General features: G+C 70.1%; 13 protein-coding genes and 2 pseudogenes. 7 read left to right on the forward strand and 8 right to left on the reverse strand.

Going from position 1 to position 23,779, the window contains the following annotated elements; all coding sequences use genetic code 11:
• The first annotated feature begins 299 nt into the window (after positions 1-299).
• The 4 genes from GLX30_RS10915 (at position 300) to GLX30_RS10930 (ending at position 5,290) form a co-directional block, all read left to right on the forward strand.
• Entirely contained in the window at positions 300-3,575 is a 3,276-nt protein-coding gene (locus GLX30_RS10915) for a nitrate- and nitrite sensing domain-containing protein (protein ID WP_167306810.1), read from the forward strand.
• A gap of 10 nt (positions 3,576-3,585) precedes the next feature.
• Positions 3,586-3,999 carry a roadblock/LC7 domain-containing protein gene (locus tag GLX30_RS10920; protein ID WP_005311461.1) on the forward strand — a complete coding sequence of 138 codons (414 nt, stop codon included), beginning with the start codon at positions 3,586-3,588 and terminating at the stop codon, positions 3,997-3,999.
• 138 nt (positions 4,000-4,137) lie between these two features.
• Complete coding sequence (locus GLX30_RS10925) at positions 4,138-4,728, forward strand: DUF742 domain-containing protein (RefSeq protein ID WP_159686647.1); 591 nt, start codon at positions 4,138-4,140, stop codon at positions 4,726-4,728.
• Positions 4,709-5,290, forward strand: coding sequence for an ATP/GTP-binding protein (locus GLX30_RS10930; protein ID WP_050791473.1), 582 nt, complete (start codon positions 4,709-4,711; stop codon positions 5,288-5,290). The genes GLX30_RS10925 and GLX30_RS10930 overlap by 20 nt, the downstream gene beginning before the upstream one ends.
• Before the next feature lie 216 nt (positions 5,291-5,506).
• Here the strand turns inward: GLX30_RS10930 and GLX30_RS10935 are convergent, their stop codons facing one another.
• The 3 genes and pseudogenes from GLX30_RS10935 to GLX30_RS10945 all read right to left on the reverse strand — a co-directional run bounded on the left by GLX30_RS10935 (position 5,507) and on the right by GLX30_RS10945 (position 11,423).
• Positions 5,507-5,722 carry an acyl-CoA carboxylase subunit epsilon gene (locus tag GLX30_RS10935; protein WP_159686650.1) on the reverse strand — a complete coding sequence of 72 codons (216 nt, stop codon included), beginning with the start codon at positions 5,720-5,722 and terminating at the stop codon, positions 5,507-5,509.
• A gap of 26 nt (positions 5,723-5,748) precedes the next feature.
• Positions 5,749-7,331, reverse strand: a pseudogene (locus tag GLX30_RS10940) (acyl-CoA carboxylase subunit beta).
• Positions 7,332-7,583: 252 nt separating this feature from the next.
• Positions 7,584-11,423, reverse strand: a complete 3,840-nt coding sequence (locus GLX30_RS10945; RefSeq protein ID WP_159686653.1) for an endo-alpha-N-acetylgalactosaminidase family protein — start codon at positions 11,421-11,423, stop codon at positions 7,584-7,586.
• Between the two features lie 231 nt (positions 11,424-11,654).
• Here GLX30_RS10945 and GLX30_RS10950 point away from each other — a divergent pair, with 231 nt between their 5' ends.
• Entirely contained in the window at positions 11,655-12,866 is a 1,212-nt protein-coding gene (locus GLX30_RS10950; RefSeq protein WP_208545566.1) for a glycoside hydrolase family 64 protein, read from the forward strand.
• Positions 12,867-12,948: 82 nt separating this feature from the next.
• Here the strand turns inward: GLX30_RS10950 and GLX30_RS10955 are convergent, their stop codons facing one another.
• Positions 12,949-13,458, reverse strand: coding sequence for a hypothetical protein (locus GLX30_RS10955; RefSeq protein WP_159686664.1), 510 nt, complete (start codon positions 13,456-13,458; stop codon positions 12,949-12,951).
• A gap of 254 nt (positions 13,459-13,712) precedes the next feature.
• Here GLX30_RS10955 and GLX30_RS10960 point away from each other — a divergent pair, with 254 nt between their 5' ends.
• A complete protein-coding gene (locus GLX30_RS10960) occupies positions 13,713-14,342 on the forward strand; it encodes a YceI family protein (RefSeq protein ID WP_159686669.1) in 630 nt (209 codons plus the stop codon).
• Positions 14,343-14,424: 82 nt separating this feature from the next.
• Here GLX30_RS10960 and GLX30_RS10965 read toward each other — a convergent pair.
• The 4 genes and pseudogenes from GLX30_RS10965 to GLX30_RS10975 form a co-directional block, all read right to left on the reverse strand.
• Positions 14,425-15,611: pseudogene (locus GLX30_RS10965) on the reverse strand (S8 family peptidase).
• A 137-nt stretch (positions 15,612-15,748) separates the two neighbouring features.
• Entirely contained in the window at positions 15,749-17,125 is a 1,377-nt protein-coding gene (locus tag GLX30_RS34320; protein ID WP_167306812.1) for a hypothetical protein, read from the reverse strand.
• Positions 17,126-17,261: 136 nt separating this feature from the next.
• A complete protein-coding gene (locus tag GLX30_RS10970; protein ID WP_159686675.1) occupies positions 17,262-20,351 on the reverse strand; it encodes a glycoside hydrolase family 3 N-terminal domain-containing protein in 3,090 nt (1,029 codons plus the stop codon).
• A 239-nt stretch (positions 20,352-20,590) separates the two neighbouring features.
• The gene (locus GLX30_RS10975; RefSeq protein WP_159686679.1) at positions 20,591-21,571 is read right to left on the reverse strand and encodes a LacI family DNA-binding transcriptional regulator; all 981 of its coding nucleotides are present in this window, start codon (positions 21,569-21,571) and stop codon (positions 20,591-20,593) included.
• A gap of 254 nt (positions 21,572-21,825) precedes the next feature.
• On the opposite strand from GLX30_RS10975, the gene GLX30_RS10980 reads away from it, so the two are divergent.
• The gene (locus GLX30_RS10980) at positions 21,826-23,733 is read left to right on the forward strand and encodes a ricin-type beta-trefoil lectin domain protein (protein ID WP_208545398.1); all 1,908 of its coding nucleotides are present in this window, start codon (positions 21,826-21,828) and stop codon (positions 23,731-23,733) included.
• Positions 23,734-23,779: the final 46 nt, after the last annotated feature.

A 23,779-nucleotide genomic window follows, 5' to 3' on the forward strand; every position in this document is an offset into this window, starting at 1 on the left:
TTGACACGGCCCGCCTCCGTGTTCATAACATTTCGACAGAGAATTCCGGCGCAGTGGACACCCGTTGCACACGGGCGGTACCACTGTGCTCACCTGAGCCTCGCCATTTGACGGGGCTCGTTCCTTATGCCCGTTTTATTAGAGGCGTACGCCACTCGGAATCACTGATTCCGAGTGTTTGGAATGCGGCCGGTCGACGTGCTGGAATTCCTCGAACTGCCGAGTAGTACGGCTCTGAACGAAACACGGCACAGCGTAGGTGCCGACGCCGAGAGGTTGTTGGTCGAGTGAGGCGAAGCATGACGAGCTCCGCAGAGCAACAGGCGCGGGGCAACTTCACCCCGCCGTCGCGCACAGCGGCGCCGCCTGCGGATGCGTCGGGAGCTTCCGGCTCTTCCCCGGCCGTCGGCGGACCGGGAGGCGGTTCCGGAGGCAGCACCAGCCGCTTCTCCCCACGCAACTGGCGGGTGCCCACCCGCCTGAACGCGATCCTTCTCATACCCGTGCTCGTCGGCCTGGTCATGGGCGGGTTCCAGGTCAAGCAGTCGATCGACACCTGGAGCGAGGCGCAGGACGCGGAGAAGACCGCGCTCATCGTGCGGGCGGCCTCCGAGTACGGCCAGGCGCTCCTCAACGAGCGTGACCTGACCGCACAGCCCCTGCTGCTCGCCACGAGCCAGGACGCCCGGCAGGCCGCTGTCGTCACCGAGGCGTACGACACCACCGACGCGGCGAGGGCCAAGTTCGACCAGGCCGTGCAGGACATGCCCTCCGGGCAGGGCCTCGACCGCCGCCTCCAGCTGTTCAAGCAGGAGGAGCCGAAGCTCGCCGATCTGCGCAAGGCGGCCTACACCAAGGCGCTCGACCCGGTGCAGACCGAAGAGGGCTACGTCAAGATCCAGCACGTGCTGATGGAGTTCGCCAACGAGCTCGGCCTCGGCACCGGCAACGTCACCAGCTACGGCCGTACCGTGTACGCCGTCCAGCTCGCCAAGGCCGCCGCGTCGCTGCAGCGCTCCATCGGCATGCACCTGCTGGTCCGGCCGAGCAAGGACGAGAACGTCCTCGCCAAGCAGACGATCGCCTTCAACTCGTACAACTACCTCGAGCAGATCGCCATCGGCGAGTACGTCTCCGGCGGTACGGAGGCCGACACCGTCCGGCTCAAGGAAGTCATGACCGGCAAGGCCGCCGAGGGCGGCAAGCGGCTCGCCGCCGCCGGCCTGAACCCGCCCAAGGGTCCCGACGGCTCCGTCTTCACCGGCATGGCCACCGCCATCGGCTCCGGCACCAGCCCCGAGAAGCTGAAGACGCAGGACGTCACGCCCGAGACATGGATGGGCGCGGCCACCGCCAAGTTCGACGGCTACACCGAGATCGAGACCGACCTCGTCGACCGGGCCGTGAACGAGGCCGCGGCGATCTCCGACGACGCCAAGACCGACGCCATCGTCAACGGCCTCATCGTCGTCATCGCCCTGCTCACCGCCTTCATCCTGGCCGGCCTCATGGCCCGCCAGATGAGCCGCTCGATGCGCCAGCTGCGCACCGCGGCGTTCGGCATCGCCGAGCAGCGCCTGCCGATGCTCGTCGACCAGCTCTCCCGGACCGAGCCGGGCCGGGTCGACACCCGCGTCCAGCCCATCCCGATCGACACCCAGGACGAGATCGGCGAGGTCGCCCGGGCCTTCGACCAGGTCCACCGCGAGGCCGTCCGGCTCGCCGCCGAGCAGGCCATGCTCCGTGGCAACGTCAACGCGATCTTCACCAACCTCTCGCAGCGGAACCAGTCGCTCATCGAGGGCCAGCTGACCCTGATCACCGACCTCGAGAACAACGAGGCCGACCCGGACCAGCTGGAGAACCTCTTCAAGCTCGACCACCTGGCGACCCGTATGCGCCGTAACGGTGAGAACCTGCTGATCCTCGCCGGCGAGGAGCCCGGCCGCCGCTGGAACCAGCCCGTGCCGCTCGTCGACGTGCTGCGCGCCGCCTCCTCCGAGGTGGAGTCCTACGAGCGCATCGAGCTCACCGGCGTCCCGGAGACCGAGATCCACGGCCAGGCCGTGACCGACCTCGTGCACCTCCTCGCCGAGCTGCTGGAGAACGCCACCACCTTCTCCTCGCCGCAGACCAAGGTCCGCGTCACCGCGACCCGTCTCCCCGACGGCCGCGTCATGGTCGAGATCCACGACAAGGGCATCGGCCTCACCGCCGAGGACTTCGCGGACATCAACCACAAGCTGGCCAACCCGCCGACCGTGGACGCCGCCGTCTCGCAGCGCATGGGCCTCTTCGTGGTCGGCCGCCTTGCCGACCGGCACGGCATCCGCGTCCAGCTGCGCCCCTCGGGCGAGCAGGCGGGCACCACCTCGCTGGTCATGCTCCCCGACGCCATCACCCACGGTGGCGGTGGCGAGGCGCTGCCCGAGGACGACTTCACGGTCTCGCAGATCATCCCGGAGCAGCAGTCCTTCGAGAGCGCCCCGATGCGGACCGCCGCGGAGCTCGGCTTCGACGACTCCCGCTACGAGCAGCCCTCCGACGGCTCCGCGACACAGCTGGACCCCGTGGGCCGCTCCCTGATGCGCGAGGAGCGCAGGGCGGCCCTGGAGGCCCAGGCGCACGGCGAACGGCCGCTGTACCGCGACGAGTCGCCGTACGAGCAGGAGCAGGCCCCGCAGCAGGGGTACGGCTCCGAGTACGGCCAGGAGTACGCACAGGCGGACCAGGGTTACGCGCAGAACCAGCAGCCGGCCTACGACGAGTACCAGGGCGGCGGCTACCAGGACGCGTACCAGCCGGCGAACGGCGGCTACCCGGAGCACACGGAACAGCAGGATCCGCTCCAGGGCGCATATGCGGAAGCCACATACCAGGACCCGCAGAGCACCCAGCAGCAGTACGAGGGCCAGTACGATGCCCAGCCCCACCAGGGTGAGTGGGCCGATCACAGCGGTTACCAGACCGCCTACGAGCCCGAGTACCGTACCGAAGCGGAATCTGCGGCCGGCGCTCCCGCGAGCGCCTCGGACCGCGTAGGCTTCGAGCGTCCGGGACCGTCTCCGAGCAGCAGCCACGAGCTCACCGATGCCGGTCTTCCCCGGCGCGGTGGCAACCAGAAGCCGTCGCCGGCACAGCAGGTGCCGCAGCAGCAGGCGTCGCAGCAGCAGTGGCAGCCGCAGTCCCCGGAACAGGCTCCGGCCGCACAGCCGAGCGGACAGGCCCCGGGCGGCAGCAGCAACGGCTCAGGCAGCTTCGGCGGCGGGAGCTCCGACACCGACGACTGGCGCTCGGCGAACGACGAGCGCTGGCAGCGGGCGGAGAAGCTTCGCGACCCGAAGGCGGGCGGGGTCACCTCGTCCGGTCTTCCCCGGCGGGTGCCCAAGGCCAACCTGATCGAGGGCACGGCCGAGCAGACCCCGCAGGGCGGCCCACAGGTCTCCCGCGCCCCTGAGGACGTGCGTGGCAGGTTGAGCAACCTGCGGCGCGGTGTCCAGCAGGGACGCAGCGCGGGAACGGACACGAACGGACCGGGCTCCGGCCCGGGCAGTACCTACAACCAGGAGCGTTAGTGTGAGCCCGATGAGCCAGGCGGCGCAGAATCTGAACTGGTTGATCACCAACTTCGTGGACAACACCCCAGGGGTGTCGCACACGGTGGTGGTCTCCGCCGACGGACTCCTGCTGGCGATGTCCGAAGGTTTCCCGCGCGACCGCGCCGATCAGCTGGCGGCCGTGGCCTCCGGTCTGACCTCGCTGACCGCGGGCGCCTCCCGGATCTTCGAAGGCGGCGCCGTCAACCAGACGGTCGTGGAGATGGAGCGCGGCTTCCTCTTCATCATGTCCATCTCCGACGGCTCCTCTCTGGCCGTGCTGGCCCACCCCGAGGCCGACATCGGCCTCGTGGGCTACGAGATGGCGCTCCTGGTCGACCGTGCGGGCAGCGTCCTCACTCCCGACCTTCGCGCGGAGCTGCAGGGAAGCCTGCTCAACTGACGATCTGCCGGGTTCGTCCCGGTACTTGCTCTTGACCAGTAGACAGACAGTGCGTTTCTCGCCACCGCACCGTTAAGGTGCGGTGGCGCGGGCTCCACAGGGACAGGAACCGGCGTACAGGCAGTCGGAGGAGGAAACGTGGCAACACCCCCAGGCGGGCGCCCTTATGAGGGCGGTCATCAGCCGCACGGTGAGCACACAGACAACCGCTACAACTTTCCTTCGACGCCGGGCAGAGCGGGCGCGCAGCAGCCCTACCAGCAGTCGCAGTCGCCGTACGACCCGTCGTACGACCCCTCTTACGGGCAGCAGCAGCCCCGCATCCAGCCGGTGGCCCAGCGGCGGCCCCAGGAGCCCGCGAAGGCGTCGCCCGCCGGTTCCGGCAGGCACAACCCGCTGGTGCGCCCGTACGCCATGACCGGCGGCCGGACCCGGCCGCGTTACCAGCTCGCCATCGAGGCGCTGGTCAGTACCACGGCCGACCCGTCAAGGCTGCAAGGGCAGTTGCCCGAGCACCAGCGGATCTGCCGGCTGTGTTTCGAGATCAAGTCGGTGGCTGAGATCTCGGCACTCCTCTCCATCCCCCTCGGCGTTGCCCGGATCCTCGTCGCCGACCTGGCGGAGGCCGGACTTGTCGCCATTCATCAGCCCGGCGGCGACGAGTCCGCCGGCGGCCAGCCAGACGTGACACTGCTCGAAAGGGTGCTCAGTGGACTTCGCAAGCTCTAGCGGCGGTGCTGCCCGCTCAACCACCAGCGCGAAGATCGTGGTGGCGGGCGGCTTCGGCGTGGGCAAGACCACGTTCGTCGGCGCCGTCTCGGAGATCAACCCGCTGCGTACCGAAGCCGTCATGACCTCCGCCTCCGCGGGCATCGACGACCTCACCCACACCGGGGACAAGACGACGACCACCGTCGCCATGGACTTCGGCCGCATCACCCTCGACCAGGACCTCATCCTCTACCTGTTCGGCACCCCCGGACAGGACCGCTTCTGGTTCATGTGGGACGACCTCGTCCGCGGCGCCATCGGCGCCGTCGTCCTCGTCGACACCCGCCGCCTCGCCGACTGCTTCCCCGCCGTCGACTACTTCGAGAACTCCGGCCTCCCCTTCGTCATCGCCCTCAACGGCTTCGACGGACACCAGCCCTACAACCCCGAAGAAGTCCGCGAAGCACTCCAGATCGGCCCCGACACCCCCATCATCACCACCGACGCCCGCCACCGCGCCGACGCCAAGAGCGCACTCATCACCCTCGTCGAACACGCCCTCATGGCACGCCTGCGGTAACCGTCCCTGCGGCCCCCGGCGGCGCTCGCGCGCTGAACGCCTGTGAGGAAGGCCCCGTGCTCCTGCCTGTGGAGTACGGGGCCTTCCTCGTGGCCGGGGCCACCGCCGCCCCCGGGGGCCGATGGCCCCGGCTCCGGGCCGAGTACGGGTGACCGGGGATGCGGCATGCGTCAGGCCCCGCACACGACCGTGTGCGGGGCCTGACGGCTCAGGGTCTCAGCCCTGCCAGCTGTGGGACGGCTGGAAGCCGCGCTGGCGCTCCAGACGGCGCCATCCTGCCGTGGTGCGGCCGCGGTGGGCCGGGGTCGCGTCGGTGGGCTGCGCCGAGGCGCGGGCCAGCAGGACCGCGGTGATGGCGGCCAGCTCCTCGGGGTCTGCGTGGCCCTTCTCGACGCGGAGGAGGGAGGACGTCGGATCGGTAGGAGTGCTCATGTGTGCTCCAGGGTCCAATCGCAGGGTCACTGCGGCGGGTTGCCGTGTTTGCGGGACGGCAGGTCGGCGTGCTTGGTGCGGAGCATCGCGAGGGACCGGATGAGGACCTCGCGTGTTTCCGCCGGGTCGATGACGTCGTCGACCAGGCCGCGTTCGGCCGCGTAATAGGGGTGCATCAGCTCGGCCTTGTACTCCTTGACCATGCGCGCCCGCATCGCCTCGGGGTCCTCGGCGTCGGCGATCTGCCGACGGAAGATCACATTCGCCGCACCCTCCGCACCCATCACCGCGATCTCGTTGGTGGGCCAGGCATAGGTCAGATCGGCGCCGATGGACTGCGAATCCATCACGATGTACGCACCGCCGTACGCCTTCCGCAGGATCAGCGAGATCCGCGGGACGGTCGCGTTGCAGTACGCGTACAGCAGTTTCGCGCCGTGGCGGATGATGCCGCCGTGCTCCTGGTCCACACCCGGCAGGAACCCGGGCACGTCCAGCAGCGTGACGATCGGGATGTTGAACGCGTCGCACATCTGCACGAAGCGGGCGGCCTTCTCGGACGCCTCGATGTCCAGCACCCCGGCCAGCGACTGCGGCTGGTTCGCGACGATGCCGACCACCTGCCCGTCCAGCCGGGCCAGCGCGCAGATGATGTTGCGGGCCCACCGCTCGTGGACCTCGAGGAAGTCACCGTCGTCGACGAGCTCCTCGATCACCTGACGCATGTCGTAGGGGCGGTTACCGTCCGCCGGCACCAGATCCAGCAACACCTCGGAGCGGCGGTCGGCCGGGTCGCCGGCGGCGGCGGTGGGCGGGTTCTCCCGGTTGTTCGACGGCAGCATCGACAGCAGGTAACGGACCTCCGCGATGCACGTCTCCTCGTCGTCGTAGGCGAAGTGCGCCACACCCGAGGTTTCCGCGTGCACGTCCGCGCCACCCAGACCGTTCTGGGTGATCTCCTCACCCGTGACCGCCTTCACCACGTCCGGCCCGGTGATGAACATCTGCGACGTCTCACGGACCATGAACACGAAATCGGTCAGCGCGGGACTGTAGGCCGCGCCACCCGCACACGGGCCCAGCATCACCGAGATCTGCGGAATCACCCCCGACGCACGCGTGTTGCGCTGGAAGATCCCGCCGTAACCGGCAAGAGCGCTGACACCCTCCTGGATCCGGGCCCCCGCACCGTCGTTCAACGACACCAGCGGCGCACCCGCCGCGATCGCCATGTCCATGATCTTGTGGATCTTCGTGGCATGCGCCTCACCCAGCGCACCACCGAAGATCCGGAAATCATGCGCGTAGACGAACACCGTCCGGCCCTCGACCGTCCCCAACCGGTGATCACACCGTCGGTGTACGGCTTCTTCGCCTCCAGACCGAACCCGGACGCACGATGCCGGCGCAGCTGCTCCACCTCACGGAACGAGCCCTCGTCCAACAGCAGAGCGATCCGCTCACGAGCCGTCAGCTTGCCCTTCGCATGCTGCGCCTCGGTCGCCTTCTCACTCGGCCCCCGCACAGCCTGCTCGCGGATCTCGTGCAGCTCGGCAACCCGGCCCCGAGCGTCGGTCGGCTCGCTGGTGGTCTCGTCCAAAACGGTCATGCATCGACCCTACGGAGCCGAACAAGGAAACCCTGCCGTCGACTCTGTACAGTCTCGCGCCCGTTCTCCTGTCGGGCTTGAACAGAACCATTCCACGTAGAGCGCCAACCACCAGCTCAGGACGGTGCGGCTTTGTGGAGGTCCAACAAGCTGGTGAGCTGAGAGTCGCCTCACAGCCCGGAAGGGCCCGGTACGCCGCTCGGGTCAATCCGGCGGGCGGCCCAGCGTACCGGGCCGCCCGCCGGAAGGTTCTCAGCTCCCGCAGTGGAAGCGGGCCGCGCCCCAGTCGGCGTGGTCGTTGCCGCTGCCGTCCCCGGCGTCGCCGGCGACCAGCTCGACGTGGTCTGCGCCGGTGACGTCGGCGGTCAGGGCCCAGGCAGGGTCGGCGGCCTTCAGCACCGGGGAGGCGGTCTTCTCCGTGCCGTCCACGACCACGCTGAACCGTACGGTCCCCCGTGACGTCTGGACGTCGTCCACACCCACCTGGGCGGTGAAGGACGTGCACTTCCCACCGAGGTAGTAGCGGATCTTCGCGGGAGCGTGGCTGCCGAGCCCCTTCTCGTACACCACTCCCCCGATCCGCAGCGGGTCACCGTCACCGGTGCCGGTCTCGCCGTTGGACAGGTCGCGCTCGACCGGGCCCCAGCCGTTGGTGGCGGACGTCCAGTCCAGGTCGCTCGCCCATGCGTCGGCGGCGGGCGGCGGCGGAAGGGTCCGCACGGAGGTGGCCGCGGTGAGCTCGCGGGCCGAGCCGCCCACGGTGTACGTGGCCGTGAAGCCGAGGGAGTACGCGCGGTACTCGGCATCGGCGGGCGGTGTCACCTGCCAGCTGCCGGTGACCTTCGCGCCGGGCGCCACCGTCTCGAACGACACCGGTCCCGCGGGCTCCGCCGTCCACCCCTCGGGCAGCCGGAGCGCCAGCCGCACATCCGCTGCGGCGGTCTGCTCGTCGTTGGTGAAGACGGCCTCGACCTCGTTCTTGTCGCCCGGTTCGAGGGCCTCCCCTGCGGTCACGCCGAGGGTGCCGCACGCCGTGGGTCGCGCAGCCGGGCCGAGGTCGGTGACCGTGAAGCCGTCCATGACGAAGTCGGCGCCGTCCGGTGCGTCCCCCCGCTTGCGCAGCCCGGTCCAGGTGTCGCCGCAGCCCGCGGTCACCGTCTCGGAGAAGTGGCCGGTGGTCCGCTGCTGCCCGAGGGGCGTTCGGCGTCGCTCGACGGAGCCGCCGGCGGCCCGGTCGTGGCCGGTCACCCACTCGTAGGCGCCGGCGTGAGAGGACTGGTAGTCGTACTCGACCCGGTAGCTGTGGCCGTCCTTCATCGGAACGGTCCAGGGCGCGGTGCGGTACACGAGTCCGGTGTTCTCGTCGTGGGCCTTGAGCGACTCCTTGCCGCCGAGCACGTCGTCGATCAGCTTTCCGTTCCAGCCGGCCTGGGTGTACGGGGCGTGCAGTTGGCTCACATGGGTGCGCGGGTCGGTCGTGCCGCCCGCGTCGCCCTTGAGGAACGGCCCCCAGCCCTGGTCGACGGCCTCGAAGTCCTCGTGGACGAGGGTTCCCGCCTTGGTGGTGGGGGCGTTCGCGACGATGCGTATGTCGTCGATCCGTACCCGGGCGTCGGTGCCTGCCGCGGCCTCGATCCGCAGGGTCGCCGTGTCATCCGGCGCGGTGAAGTCGACCTTGGCCCGCTGCATGTGGGTGCTGTGCCAGTCGGACGCGGCGACCTGGTTCTTCGCCGTGGAGCGTTCGACGGTCACGGACTCCCCCGCGATCGACAGACCGGTGCGGCGGGAGCTGCCGGGTTCGACCTCGATCCACGCGGACGCGGTGTACCGCTCGCCCGCCTCCAGCCCGGTGATCCGCTGGGACAGGGACGCGGCGCCGGGGCCTTCGAGTGCGGCACTGTTGCGGCCGTGGCCGTCGGTGTCACGGGTGACACCGCCGTCCTTGGTCCACGCGTCGAGCGAGACGTCGTTGAAACCGGGGTCGGCGACCGGGCCGCCCTCGCCCCAGCGGGGGTCGCGCTGTTCGGGAGCACGGTCGGGGTGGAGCACGTACGGCTGTCCCGCGGTGGCGGTGAGGGTGATCCGGCCGGCCTGCGGACGTACGGTGCCCGCCTTCACCCGGCCGTTGTCGGTGAGCCTGTAGACGGTGTACGGGCCGCTGCCCTCCACGGCCCAACTGCTGGTGCCGCCGCTCTTGTTGTAGTGGTACAGCTTCTCGCCGCCGACCCAGGGAAGCAGATAGCGGTCTCCGTCGAGGACCTTGCGGCCGTCGTCGTAGAACGTTCGGCGGCCGTCCTCCACGGTGCCGCGCAGACCGCCGGTGAAGCGGATGTCGTTGCCGTTCCAGCGGGTGATCCGCTCGTGCTGGAGGTACTTGGCGGGCAGGTCACGCTGCCAGACGTTGTCGTAGAAGGCGTTCCAGTCGGTCTCGCCGGTCCAGCCCTCGAAGTCCTCGAGGGCGGTCCGGCCGAGGACCGGGTGGTTGTTCCAGACGTCCTTCTCGCCGTTGCGGATGAAGCGGATGATCTGCGAGTTCAGGCCCTTGTTGGTGGCTCCGCCGTAGTCGAGGTCGTTGGCCCAGTGCGACCAGAGCGAGGCCCGCTCGAACTTGTCCGCCCATTCCGTGCCGACGGTCCAGCCCTGCCGCTGCACGGCCTGGATCGTCTTGTCGGCGATCCAGCCGTGCGTGTAGTAGACGTCGATGTAGAGGAAGTCGAGATTGCGGTGCGTCTCGTCGCGCAGTTGCTGGAAGCGGCGCGCGAGGTCACCGCTGTTGATGTCGCGGCGCTGGTCGATGTAGTAGCTCTGGTTGAGCCAGTTCCAGCCGGGCTTCGTGCTGTCGACGAGCTTCTCGTCGAAGGCGTTCGCCTCCGGGTAGGACTCGGTGGCGTTGACGTGCACGCCGAAGTCCGCACCCCACTTCTCACCCTCCTCGAGCAGCTTGTTGAGGTCGGTGAGGCCGCCGGCACGCTTGTTGTAGTTGCCGCCGTAGTCGGGGTGGGCGGAGTCGTGGCCCTCGGAGCCGTATCCCTTGAGCACCGCCAGCTGGCCGAGGCCGTCGGTGGCGAGCGAGATGCGCTTCACGTCGTCGAGGGTCCGCAGGAAGGGGTGGGTGGCCTGGCTGGCGAAGTTGAACGGGATGTGGGTGACGACGCGCTCCGGGGTGGCTTCGCTGCCGGGTGCGGTGACGCCGATGGCGCGGAAGGCCACCGCGCCGTCCTGCCAGTCGACCTTCCGGTCGCCGTTGGCGTCCGGGGTGACGACGACCTTCGCCCAGGGCAGGCCGTCGCCGCTCTCCGGCTGCGGTGCGCCCGCGCCGCGGTAGGTCCACTGACCGGACCGGACGCCGACGCGCACGGAGCCGTCCGCCGCCTTGCGGGCCTGGTGCCAGAAGCGGGCGTCGTCCCCGCCGGTCGGTCCGCTTGGCCTGTCGTACGAGGAATTGGACTCTACGGCGGCCGCCAGGGCCCCGGTGTTGACGATCGCGTAGGTGGCGCCGACGGGGGCCGTCTCGGTGGGGGTGCTGTCGGTGACGTCCGCGAACACGTCGGCGGTCCGGGTCGAGTCGGGGTCGAGGCGGGTGAACGCAGTGGCCGCCCCGCGCTCCGTACTGCCGACGGACACCAGGTCGTGGCCGGGTATGTCGATGGTGCCCACCCGGAAGGCCTCGGTGTCGCGTACGGCCACGACCTTGAAGGTCACCGCCCGGCCGGAGACCTTCAGGACGGCTTCCACCCCCACGCCGGGCAGTGCCGGGAAGACGAGCGCATAGCGCGCGGCGGACCGCTCGACGCGGGGTGCGCCGGCCAGACGGACCGCGTACGGCGTGCCGTTGAGGGTGACCTCGGTGACCGGCGCGGTGCTGCCGAGCAGCACGGCGCCGGACGCGCGGTCGGTGTACGACAGGACGCGGGGGAAGTCGTCGGCGACGTTGACCGAGAGCAGGCCGGAGCTTATGACGGGCCCGGCGCCGGAGGCGGTCACGGCGCCGGGCCCGTCGGCCGGTGATGCCGGGAACGCGGGCCCGGCCAGGGCGAACACGGCACAGGAGGCGGCGGCCAGCGCGCCGGCCGCACGGAATCTACGAGGCATGGGGCATGGGTAGTCCCCGGCTCTGCGGGCGTCAACGAAGTCGGTGGCCGGGGCGCCCGGCAGTCCAAGTACCACCGCTCTTTAGTCCAAGTCGCCTTCCACGGTGACGACTTGTGAACACGCCGACACTCTGAGAGCGCTCTCAGTCACAACTATTGACGTCTGCCCCGCCCGTCGCAAGAGTGGGACTCCCCCACGACAGCAGGAGTTCATCCCGTGATATCCCGCCGTATGTTCCTGACAGGCGCCGCCGCGACCGCGACCGCACTCACCTACCCCGCCTGGGGAAGCGCTCTCAGCCCCGGCGCGGGAGCCGCTCCCGCCACCTGCGAACTGGCCCTTGAGAACGAGTCGCTGCCCGGCACGGTCAACGCCTATGTGACCGGCCACGAGGACGGTTCCGGGGACTGGGTGCTGCTCCGTGCCGACGGCAGCGTCCACAAGCCGGCCGATCCGCCGGCCCCCCGGACCCCGCTGCCGGTCGACTGCGCCATCCCCCTCAAGGGAGCGGGCGAGGGACCGGTCGTCCTCACCCTCCCCCGGATGTTCGGCGCGCGCGTCTACTTCGTCCGCGACGACAAGCTGGACTTCTTCGTCAACCCCGGCCCCTCGCTGGTCGAGCCGGCGTTCGCCACCCCCGCCGACCCCAACTACGGGCGCACCTGGTCGTTCTGCGAGTTCACGTTCAACGCGCAGCAGCTGTACGCGAACATCAGCTACGTCGACCTTGTCACCGCGCTGCCCATCGGCCTCACCCTGACCGGCGACGCGACCCACGCCGTCGCCCCGCTCCCCCAAGGGGCCCTGGAGAAGATCGCGGACGACCTCGCCGCGCAGGCCGGCCGCGACGGGCAGCCCTGGGACAAGCTGGTCATCCGCTCGGACGCCGGCACTGTGCTGCGGGTGATCTCACCGCAGACGATCATGGCCCCGTACTTCGACCGTCCGGCGGAGATGCCGTTCCGGGACGTCTTCGACGGATACATCGACAAGGTCTGGGAGAAGTACCGCTCCGAGGATCTGCGGGTGGACCTCCAGGGCGGCCGCGGCGTGCTCGCCGGGCGGGTCAGCGGCGACGTGCTGAGCTTTCCGGGCGGCCACACCTTCACCAAGCCCTCGTCGCGGGACGTCTTCACCTGCAACCACGGCCCGTTCGCCAACAACCCCGCCGATCCCGACGACAAGAAGGCGCTGCTGGCGCGGATCTCCGCAGCGTTCAACCGCAGCACCCTGCTGACCCACCCCGACCAGCCGAACGGCGCGACGTCGGCCGACTACTACCGCGACCCCACCACGAACCACTGGTCGCGCATCGTCCACGCCAACTCCCCCATCGGCTACGCCTTCCCGTACGACGACGTCCGCCCGGACGGCCGGCCGGACGTCTCCGGCGCGGCACACGACGGAAATCCGAAGCGCTTCACGGTGAGCGTCGGGTCCTGATCGCACGTATCACCCGGTAGCACGTGCGGGCGTCCGGTCCGGGGGGCCGGACGCCCGCACGGCGTTTCCTGGGCAGGCCGGATCAGCAGCCGCCGCAGTTGTAGTACGTCACGTCCCAGTGGTTGCCCTCGTCGGCGTAGATGTTTCCGGAGCCCGACCGCCACTGGGGCGCGCCGTCACCGCGTACGCCGATGTACGTGAAGTTGTTCTTGATGTAGTTCCCGACGCACGTGTACTTGGAGTAGTCCAGCTTGTAGCCGTTCCAGTGCGAGTAGGTGCCGCCGGCGTGACCCGTCTCGGTGCCTCCCGTGATGTTGAGCGCGCAGCCGCTGGCGCTCTTGAGCGTCTGGGCGCCCTTCGCCGAGGCGAGGTTGAGCTGCTCGAACGACGTACAGGTCGGGTTGTTCCGGTTGGAGCAGCCGCCGGACGAGGACCAGGTGATCCCTGACGAGCGGAACATCGAGGTCGCCGTCGCATGGCTGATCTTGGTGACGGCGTGAGCGTCGGTCGCGGTGGCGAGGACGCCGAAGCCGGGCGCGAAGAGCGCGCCCGTGACGAGCGCGAGCGCGCTGAGGACGGAGCGGATTTTCATGGCGGGGGGATCCCTCCTGCTGATGACCGTGCTTCCGGTGGGACGGCAGTGCAGGTGGAGCAGGGAGATCGTGCCCGAGTTCTACGCGCGTCCGCCAGAGGGCGGCGGCATCTTTCGGATACAGCCCGGGGCGGACCCAGCGAAACCTTCACCAAGGATGTTGAAAGTTGTACGGAATAGGTCTACAGTCGAAGTCGTTGAAGCTTAAACAACAGCGCAGGGAGCTCCCCGGCGCCCGTCCCCAAGGAGCAGACATGGGCCTCTTCAACCGCAAGAACAGTGACACCGCCGTCGCCACCGCCACCGTCGCCGGCGCGCAGGTGGACCCCGCCCTGGCGGCACTGAGCGGCGAGTACACCATCGACCCCGCGCACACCAGCATCGGCTTCACCGTCCGGCACGCCATGGTCACCAACGTCCGCGGCAGCTTCGGCGAGTACGAGGGCACGCTGGTCCTCGACGGCACCGAGCCCGCCCGCTCGAGCGCCACCATCGACGTGGCCATCACCTCCGTCGACACCGGCATCGCCGACCGCGACGGCCACCTGCGCAGCGGCGACTTCTTCGACGCCGACAAGTTTCCGAAGATGACGTTCCGTTCGACCGGCGCCGAGCAGTTGGGCGGCGACAAGTACCGGATCAGCGGCGACCTCACGATCAAGGACGTGACGCGCCCCATCGCCATCGACCTCGATTTCCAGGGCTCGGCCACCGACGTCTACGGCAACGAGCGGGTCGGTTTCGAGGGCGGCACCGAGATCCTGCGCTCCGACTGGGGCCTGACCTGGAACGCGGCGCTCGAGGCCGGCGGCGTGATGGTCAGCGACAAGGTCAAGCTGAACTTCGACATCTCCGCGATCAAGTCCGCCGCTCCGGCCGCCTGACCACAGCGCACGCACCGCCACGGCGGGGCCGGGACCTCCCCGGCCCCGCCGGCGCGCGTCCGGAGCCTTCCTGCGGGTGATGTCAGAGACCGCCGGTGTGGAGCAGACGGTTCGGAGAGCCGGGGCTGATCCCCGTGATCACGTCCTTGCTGGACTTCTCGACGATCCAGGCGGCGACCTCGGCCGCCGTCGCCGTCGGATACTTCGACTTGTAGAGGGCCGCCACCCCCGCGACATGCGGGGAGGCCATGGAGGTGCCGTTCATGTCGACACTGCCGCCACCGAGTTCGGCCGAGACGATCGAGGCGCCGGGGGCGTAGACCGACAGGCAGGACCCGAAGTTGGAGAAGTCCGCCTCCTGGTCGGAGGCGTTGGTCGCCCCCACCGCCAGTACGCGCTCCGCCGAAGCGGGAGAGGCGTTGCAGGCGTTTCCCGCCTCGTTGCCCGCCGCGACCACCGGCAGGACCCCACCGGCCGCGAGCGCGTCCGCCGCGTCGTTGACCGCCGTGGACCTGCCGCCGCCGAGCGAGGCGTTCAGCACGGCGGGCTGCTCGGCGTTCGCCGCGACCCAGTCCATTCCGGCGATGACGCCCGAGAGCGTGCCACCGCCCTCGCAGTCCAGCACGCGGACGCTCACGAGCGAGGCCTTGCGCGCCACGCCGTACGACGATCCGCCGACGGTGCCCGCGACATGCGTGCCGTGGCCCTGGCAGTCCTGTCCGCGGCGGCCGTCACCGACGGCGTCGTAGCCGAAGACGGCCCGGCCGCCGAACTCTGCGTGCCCGTAGTCGATGCCGGTGTCGAGGATGTACGCGTTGACGCCCTGGCCGCTGCCGGCCGCGGTGAACTCGTCGTCGAGAGGCAGTTCACGCTGGTCGATCCGGTCGAGGCCCCATGACGCGGCGGGTGCCAGCGACGACGCGGGCGGAGTGCTCGCGGTGACGGTGGCGTCCTCCTCGACGGCCACGACGTCAGGCATCAGACGGACCTGCTTCAGCTGGTCGGCAGTGAGGTCGGCGGTGAATCCGCTCAGCGCGGTCCCGTAGGTGAACAGCGCCGTGACGCCGACCTCCCCGATCATCGCGTTGGAGTCCGCGGTCCGGGCGAGGGTCACGATGTAGCGCCCCGGTACGGCGTTCGCCGAGCGGTGCAGCGGCGCCATCTCGGGGCGGGGGCGGAGCGGGCGGTCGCGGACAGCGGGCCGGCTGCGGCCAGGACGGTGGTGACGGCGAGGGCAGAGAGGGCTCTGAACCTGGTTCGGTTGCGCATGCACCCGAGACAAGCACGGAGCGTATTGATTTCCTACGGTCGGTAACCGTTTCGAATCGAGCCCCCACGGTTGCCGTACACCAGGGCCACGCCTTCAGGCCTGCCCGTCCGGCGCGTCACTCCGCGCCGGACGGGATCTAGAAGCCTCCGCCGCCGAAGTCGCCGCCTCCGAAGCCTCCGCCGCCACCCCAGTCGCCGCCACCACCGAAGCCGCCACCACCGAAGTCCGACGCGTCGAAGTCGCCACCGGAGTAGTCGCCGCCGCCGTAGTCACCGCCGGCGAACTCGCCTCCGCCGTAGTCCGCCGCGTAGGCGGGCGTGGCGAGCATATGGCCGAGCATCGTACCCAGCAGCAGGCCGGGCAGGATGCCGCCGCCGAAGTAGCCGCCCGCCCAGGGACCGTAAGCAGGCCCGGCCTCCCAGTAGGGGCGGCGGCCGGCGCCCGTGTCGACGGTGCGCGCCAGCGGCTCCTGGCCTTCGTCGACGCGGGCCGCGTCGGCCGCGCAGACCGGGACGTCGCGCGCGGCGCCACCCGCCGGCGCCCAGGAGACGTCCTTGACCGACAGACCGTGGCGCGGGTCGAAGAAGCAGGGTGCCCGGCGTTCGGGAAGGGGCAGCCCCTCGCGGCGCGCGGCCAGAACGGCGAGCGCGAAGCGGCCGTCGTCCAGCGCCTCCGTGACCCCGCGGACGTCGCCGGGGTGCTGCGCGGCGGCCATGCGGGACTTCGCGGTGTCGTACGAGTCGAGGGCCCGCTCGTAGTCGGCACGCATGGCGTCGTCCGCGCCCTTCTCCGACGGGTGGAAGTCCAGCCGGTCGAGTTCCTCGCCGAACGCGGTGATGTCCTCGTCGACCACGACGCGGAGGCGTTCGAGGGCGGCCCGCTCCTCCTCCGCCTTCCGGCGGCGCTTGTTGCGGACCATCGCGTAGGCACCGGCGCCGCCTGCGGCCGCGACGGCGCCGAGGACGATCAGACCGCCGGCCCCGACGCCGTCCTCCTCACCCGATCCGGGGTCCCAGGAGGCGGGAGCGGTGCCGTCGACCTGAGGCAGTGCCTGGTCGACGAACTTGTCCAGCTGGACCGCGGCGTCGACAGGCGCGCCGCTCTCCACCGAGGCGGTCAGGTTCTCGACGGCCCGGTTCGGCATCACGACGGAGTCGGCGCCGGCGTCGAAGCCGTCGCCGAGCCGGACGGCGTACAGGCCGGTGATCCCGGTCTCCGTGCGCAGATTGCGCAGCAGATCGTCCGGCGGGAAGTCGGCGGTGGCGGGCAGTACGGCCACGAAGACCGGTTTGTTCGCGTCCTCGATCCGGTCGGCCAGCGAAGCGGCCTCGGTCTGCGAGAGCCGGCCGGTCATGGCCGGGTGGACGTACACCGGACCCTCTCTCAGGGCCGCGGCGGCGTCGGACAGTCCCGAAGCCCTGACGGCGGCGCCGGACGCAGGGGTCAGGATCATGAGCAGCATCAGCGTCAGCCCCGCGAGGGCCGACACGAGAGTGAACGGCCGTGTCCTCATACCCCCGACGCTACCCGAAACAGGGGTAAATAAGACATACGTCTGAGCCGTGGGCGAAACGCGCGCGGGGCGCAATGACCGACGCATACTCGACGGCGGCACCCGCCCTGCCGGGTGCCGCCGTCGAGCGATGTGGTCAGCCGGCCCGGTATGCGGCGGTCAGCTTGGCGACCGCACCCGCCGGATCGCCGGTGAGCAGCAGGTGGTCCGCCTCCGCGAACGGCTTCGCCGACGCCTCGGTGATCTTCCCGCCGATCTTCTGCTGGACGATCAGACGCGCCTTGCCGACCAGTTGCCTGGCCTGCTCGGACCTGCCCTGGCCGGCCGCCTGGAGGACCTTCGCCGCCAGGGAGACGGCCTTGAGTGTCAGCTCACCGCCGCTCGGCGTCCTGCCCGACGTGGTCAGGCCCCAGCCGTAGGGGAACTGCGGGTCGTACGCGGCGTCGCCGACGTTGATCGGCAGCTGTGCCTCGGACTTCGGCCAGGTGACCGGAAGCTGCCCGGTGAACGGACGGGTCCCGTACAGGACGTCCGCGACGCCGTCGCCCTCGGTGCCGGGCAGCCAGGACGCGACGAGCGCGTCGATGGCGTCCAGCCGCTCCCCGATCAGCTGCGGCCGGCCGGAGACGACCAGGACGGCGCACTTCATCGCGGCGCAGACCTTGTCCACGGCAGCCTTGTCGGCGGCGGTCAGCTCCAGGTCGTGGCCGTTGCCGACATCGCCGATGCCCTCGGCGTACGGCGTCTCGCCGACGACGACCACGCCGACGTCGTAGCCGTCGGTGGCGGCGGAGGCGTCCTTGGAGTAGTCGATGGTGGCGTCTGGGGCGGCCCGCTTCATGCCTTCGAGAATCGTGGTGCCGGTGGTGATCTCACCGGAGGAGCCCTGCCAGCTGATGGTCCAGCCGCCGGCCTGGTTGCCGAGGTCGTCGGCGTTGGAGCCGGCGACGTACACCTTCTGCGACTTCTTCAGCGGCAGCACGGCGCCGTCGTTCTTCAGCAGCACCTGCGACGCGGCGACGGCTTCACGGGCCACCGCGCGGTGCTCCGCGGAACCGACCTCGTCCAGGTTCCCGGTGTCCGCGTACGGCTTCTCGAAGAGGCCGAGCTTGAACTTCTGGGTCAGGATCCGGGAGACGGCGTCGTCGACACGGGCCTCGCTGATCCGCCCGGCCGTCACCTCGTCCTTCAAGGTGCGCGTGAACTCCTGGTAGTCGGTCGGGACCATGATCATGTCGAGGCCGGCGTTGACGGAGGTGCGCACATCGCTCGGGTAGTCGCCGGGAATCTGGTCGATGGCCTGCCAGTCGCTGATGACGAACCCGTCGAATCCCATCCGGTCCTTGAGGACCCCGTTGATCATTTCCGCGTGGGCGTGCATCTTCACCGGTCCGGCGTCGTCACCGATGATGTCCAGCGACGAGTACGAGGGCATGACCGTGCCCGCGCCCCGCTTGACGGCCTCGGCGAACGGCGCGAGGTGCACCGCCTCCAGTTCCTCACGGGTGACCTTGGTGACGCCCTGGTCGATCGTGTAGGAACCGGTGGACGACGAGCCGAACTCGGTGCCGCCGTCGCCGACGAAGTGCTTGGCGCTGGTGAGGACCTTGTCGCTGCGGTCCAGGTCCTTGCCGTTACGGGCGCCCTGCATGCCCTGGATCACCGTCTCCATGGCGGTCACCAGGGCCGGGTCCTCACCGAACGCCTCGTAGGAGCGCCCCCAGCGCTCGTCGCGGGTCACGCACAGGCAGGGCGCGAAATCCCACGGGATGCCGGTGGCCCGCACCTCCTTGGCGGTGACCGCGCCGGTCCGCTCGGCGATCTCGGGATCGCGGCCCGCTCCGATGCCGATGTTGTGCGGCATGATCGTCGAGCCGATCACGTTGTTGTGCCCGTGGACGGCGTCCACGCCGTAGATCAGCGGGATCTGGTACCGGGTGGCCCGGGCCCGCAGCTGGTAGGTGTCGACCATCTTGGCCCACGCCTCGGGCGTGTTCGGCGTCGGCACCGAACCACCGCCGGACAGCAGCGAACCGAGGTCGTAGGAAGCGATGTCACCGTGCGACTTGAGGGCGTTGCGCTCGGCCTGCGTCATCTGGCCGGCCTTCTCCGCGAGGGACATGCGCGAGAGCAGGTCGGCGACGCGTTTCTTCACCGGCAGCTTGGCGTTCTGGTACGGCAGGCCGTGGGCGTTCACGACGACCTGGGGCGTCTCCGCGGGGGCCTTCGCGCCGGTGACGGTCAGCCGCAGCGGCACGGTCTCCGCGGACTCGGCCGCCCGGTCCTTGCTCGTTCTCACGGCGACCGTACGGGACTCCCCGGATGCGGTGCCCGCCGGGAAGGTGACGGAGCCGGTGACCGGTTCGTAGTCCGTGCCGGCCTCCGCGCTGCCGCCGCCTGCCGTGTACTCGACGGTGACCGGTTCGTCGGTCGGGACGGATCCGGTGGTGGCGACGGAGATCTTCACCTGGGCGGTGCCGCCCTCGTCGACCGGGTACACGGCGGCGTCGGTGACGACCTTGGCCTTCAGGACCGGGTCGGCCTTCCCGTACAGCTCCATGCCGTCGACGGCGAACGCGCCGGGGGCGCCGGTGGGGAGGGTGAGCGCCCAGCCCCACATCTCGTTCAGGCCGAGGACCTGGTCGATACCGCCGACCGGCTGGTAGTCGGCGCGGTAGACGAAGTCGGCGAAGGGGATCTCGACGAGGTGCCAGCCCTCCCAGTCGTCGGTGAACGAGGTGGTCCACAGCTCGGACGCGCCGCCGTTCGCACCGCCGTCCTTGATCTCGAAGTTGATGCGCTTGCCCGAACCGGGCGGCAGGGGAGCGGTGTTCCGGCCGTACCACCAGAAGCGGATGCCCTTGGAGGCCGTCCAGTCGCGGGGCGCCTGGTCGACGGCGTACTCATGGCTGAGCCCGCCCCAGCCGCTGATGTCGTAGGTGCCTTCGAGGACCTTGCTGCCCTCGGGTGCGTCGGCGCGCTCCTTGAATTCCAGCTTCGGCTGGTCGTCGGCGTCGCTGCCCCAGGTGAAGATGCCCTCCGCGGGCGGGTTCGCGAACGGCACCTCGCCCTCGAAGCGGTCGACGAGGACAGGCGCCGGCTCGTCGGCGGCGGCGCTCGGCAGGGCTCCGGCGATCAGCGACCCGAGCACGGCGGTGGCTGCGAGGAGGGCCGTACCGGCCCGGCGGGGTCCGGGACGTGGTCGTGGCCGGCGTGATCCTGGCATTGCGGCTCCTTCGGTGCGACAGGGTGTGGCAGGGGTGTGGCGTGTAACGCCGTTCGGCAGGGCTGTGGCAAGGGGCGGCGCTGCGGCAAGGGGCGGCAGTGGACGGGACGGCGGGCCCGGGTGGTGCACCGTCCGGCACGGGGGCCGGACCGAGGGGCGGCCTGCGGCGGCGCGGCGGGCGGTGCCTGGCGGGGCGGGCCGGAAGGCGACGCCCGCAGGCGCGGACCGGTGGGGCGGGGTCAGCCGTCGGGCGCGGAGCCCCGGACAACGAGCTCGGTGGGCAGCACGACCGGCTCGTCCGGGATCGCCTCACCGCCGAGCCGCGCGAGCAGCAGCCGGGCCGCGGTCTCGCCCATCTCCCGCATCGGCTGGCGCACGGTGGTCAGCGGTGGCGCGGTGTGCCGGGCCATGGGGATGTCGTCGAAGCCGACGACGGCGACGTCGTCGGGCACGCTGCGGCCGGCGTCCCTCAGGGCGCGCAGCACCCCCGCGGCGATGAGGTCGTTGTGCGCGAAGACCGAGTCGAAGTGCGTCCCCTCGCCGATCGCCCGTTCGACGGCCAGCCGTCCGGACCCCTCCGTGAACTCGCCCTCCAGCACGAGAGCGTGGGGCAGAACGTCCAGGAACCCGTCCGTCCGGTCGCGTACACAGCCGAAGCCCGCCGGGCCGGTGGCGACGAAGGGCCGGGTGCGTCCGGCCGCGAGCAGATGGCGGGCGGCCGAGGCCCCGCCCTCCCGGTTGGTCGTGGCGACGGACGGGAACTCGGGGTGGTGCCCGCGGTCGTCGATGAGGACGACAGGGAGTCCGCGGCGGTGCATCGCGGTGATGGTGTCGAGGGTGTTCTCCGGTTCGATGACGAGCAGCCCGTCGAACGCCCTGGCCGAGACCTGGCTGGTGAAGTGGTCGACGGACTCCGCGCCCCGGTTACAGGTGAACAGCAACAGGCCGTATCCGGCCGCCTCGACGGTGTCCACGACGCCTTGCAGCACTTCGCCCATCCAGGGCCAGGTGAGCGGCGGCGTCAGCATGGCGACGGTACGGCTGCGGCCGCGGGCCAGACCGACCGCTCCCGAGCTGGGGACATAGCCGAGCGCTCCGATCACTTCGCGAACACGGGCGGCCGTGGTGGCGTCGACATCGGCCTTGGTGTTCAGCACCCGGGAGACGGTGGTCTTACTGACACCCGCCTCACGTGCGACGTCGGCGATGGTGACACGCATCGAAGGGCCTCCGCGTCGAGCCTCTGGTACCGGACCGGAACCGCTGCCGGAACCGGTTCCGGCATGGTGCGCAGAGTCAACCGCCAGGCGGTCATGTCGTCAATACTTCACACCGAAATCCGCTGAATCCCAAGTTCGGGGCAGGTGTGGGGAGTTCTGTGTTCAGGATCTGAATGCGAGAAGTCTTGACGGGTGACCCCTGCGGGAGTTCACTCACGCCCCGTCCCCCACACCTGAGCCGAGAGGTCATGCTCATGGCTAGACTGCTGGCAAGACGATCACGACGAGCGGCACGACGACCGATGAGAACCGTCCGCATCCTGCTGGCCGGCGCGCTCGCCACGGCGGGCCTCACCGGACTCACCACCGGCAGCGCCCAAGCGGCGGGTGAACAGGTGAACGTCTGGCTCACCACGACGGACGACAGCGGCGGCCGCCATGTCACCCGTGGACTTCAGCAGCAGGCACCGCTCACCTTCCAGTCGGGCACGGGCGGTGGCGGCACCAACATCACCGTCGACGAGAACACCCGGTACCAGACGTTCACCGGCGGCGGCGCGTCCTTCACCGACACCGCGGCCTGGCTGATGAAGGGCTCCGGCGCTCTGTCGCAGGCGACGCGCGACGCCACGATGCGCAAGCTGTTCTCGCCCACCGACGGCATCGGCCTGTCGTTCGTGCGCAATCCGATGGGCGGCTCCGACCTGGCGCGCTTCGGCTACACGTACAACGACCTGCCGGCCGGACAGACCGACCCGTCCCTGTCGAGGTTCTCGATCGCTCACGATCTCCAGGACGTGCTCCCCCTGACGAAGCAGGCCGAGCAGCTCAACCCCTCGCTGACGCTGGTGGCCTCTCCCTGGACCGCCCCGGCGTGGATGAAGGACAGCGGGCAGCTCAACGGCGGCCGGCTGAAGGCCGAGAACTACGGCACGTACGCCGACTACTTCGTGAAGTACCTCCAGGCCTGGCGCGACCAGGGCGTCCCGGTCGACTACGTCACCGCGCAGAACGAGCCGACGTGCTGCGGCGGATACCCCTCGATGAGCTGGAACGCCTCTGGGCTCGCGTACTTCACCAAGAGCGAGCTGCTGCCCGGGCTCGCGAACGCCGGCCTGCCCACGAAGGTGCTGGCACACGACTGGAACTGGGACACCTACGACGCGTACGCGGCGCAGACCGTGAACGACGCGGCGGTGCGCAGCCACCCGAACTTCGGCGGCGTCGCCTGGCACGGCTACGGCGGCAACGTCTCGAAGCAGACGGACGTCCACAACCAGTACCCGCAGCTGGACGCCTTCCAGACCGAGCACTCCGGCGGCACCTGGATCGCGAACCAGCAGCGCGAGGACATGATGAACATCATCGACTACACCCGTAACTGGGCGAAGTCGGTGACCAAGTGGTCCCTCGCGGTCGACCAGAACCGCGGTCCGCACAACGGCGGCTGCGGCACCTGCGACGGCCTGATCACCGTCCACAACGGCGACGCACGGCACGGCCAGGTGGACTACACGATCGAGTACTACACGATGGGCCACCTCACGAAGTTCGTGAAGCCGGGCGCCCACCGGATCGCGTCGACCGGCAGCTCCGCCGTCCCCAACGTGGCCTGGCGCAACCCCGACGGCTCGAAGGCCCTCATCGCCTACAACGACTCGCCGTCAGCGCAGACGATGACCGTCAACTGGGGCGGACAGCGCTACACCTACGCGCTGCCGGGCAAGACTTCCGCGACCTTCACCTGGTCGGGTACCCAGTCGGGCGGCTCGGAGCAGTCCGGCGCCCTGGTGGGCCTCGGCGGCAAGTGCCTGGACGTGGCGGGCGGTTCCTCCGCCGACGGCACGGCCGTCCAGCTGTGGGACTGCAACGGCTCCGCCGCGCAGCGCTGGACGCTCCGCTCCGACGGCTCGGTACAGGCGCTCGGCAAGTGCCTGGACGTGTCGTCGGGTTCGACGTCCGACGGTGCGAAGGTGCAGCTCTACACGTGCAACGGGTCGGGTGCACAGCAGTGGCGCCATGAAGCCGGCAGCGGGGATCTGGTGAACGTCCCCGCGGACAAGTGCCTCGACGCGTCGGACAACTCCTCGGCGAACGGGACGCGGGCACAGATCTGGTCGTGCACGGGGGCCGCGAACCAGAAATGGCGGTTGCAGGCCTGAGGACAGGCGAAGGGGGGCGGCCCGGTCACCCGGGCCGCCCCTCGCG

It is taken from the genome of Streptomyces sp. Tu 2975, from assembly GCF_009832925.1.
In the GTDB taxonomy this organism is placed as follows: Bacteria; Actinomycetota; Actinomycetes; order Streptomycetales; family Streptomycetaceae; genus Streptomyces.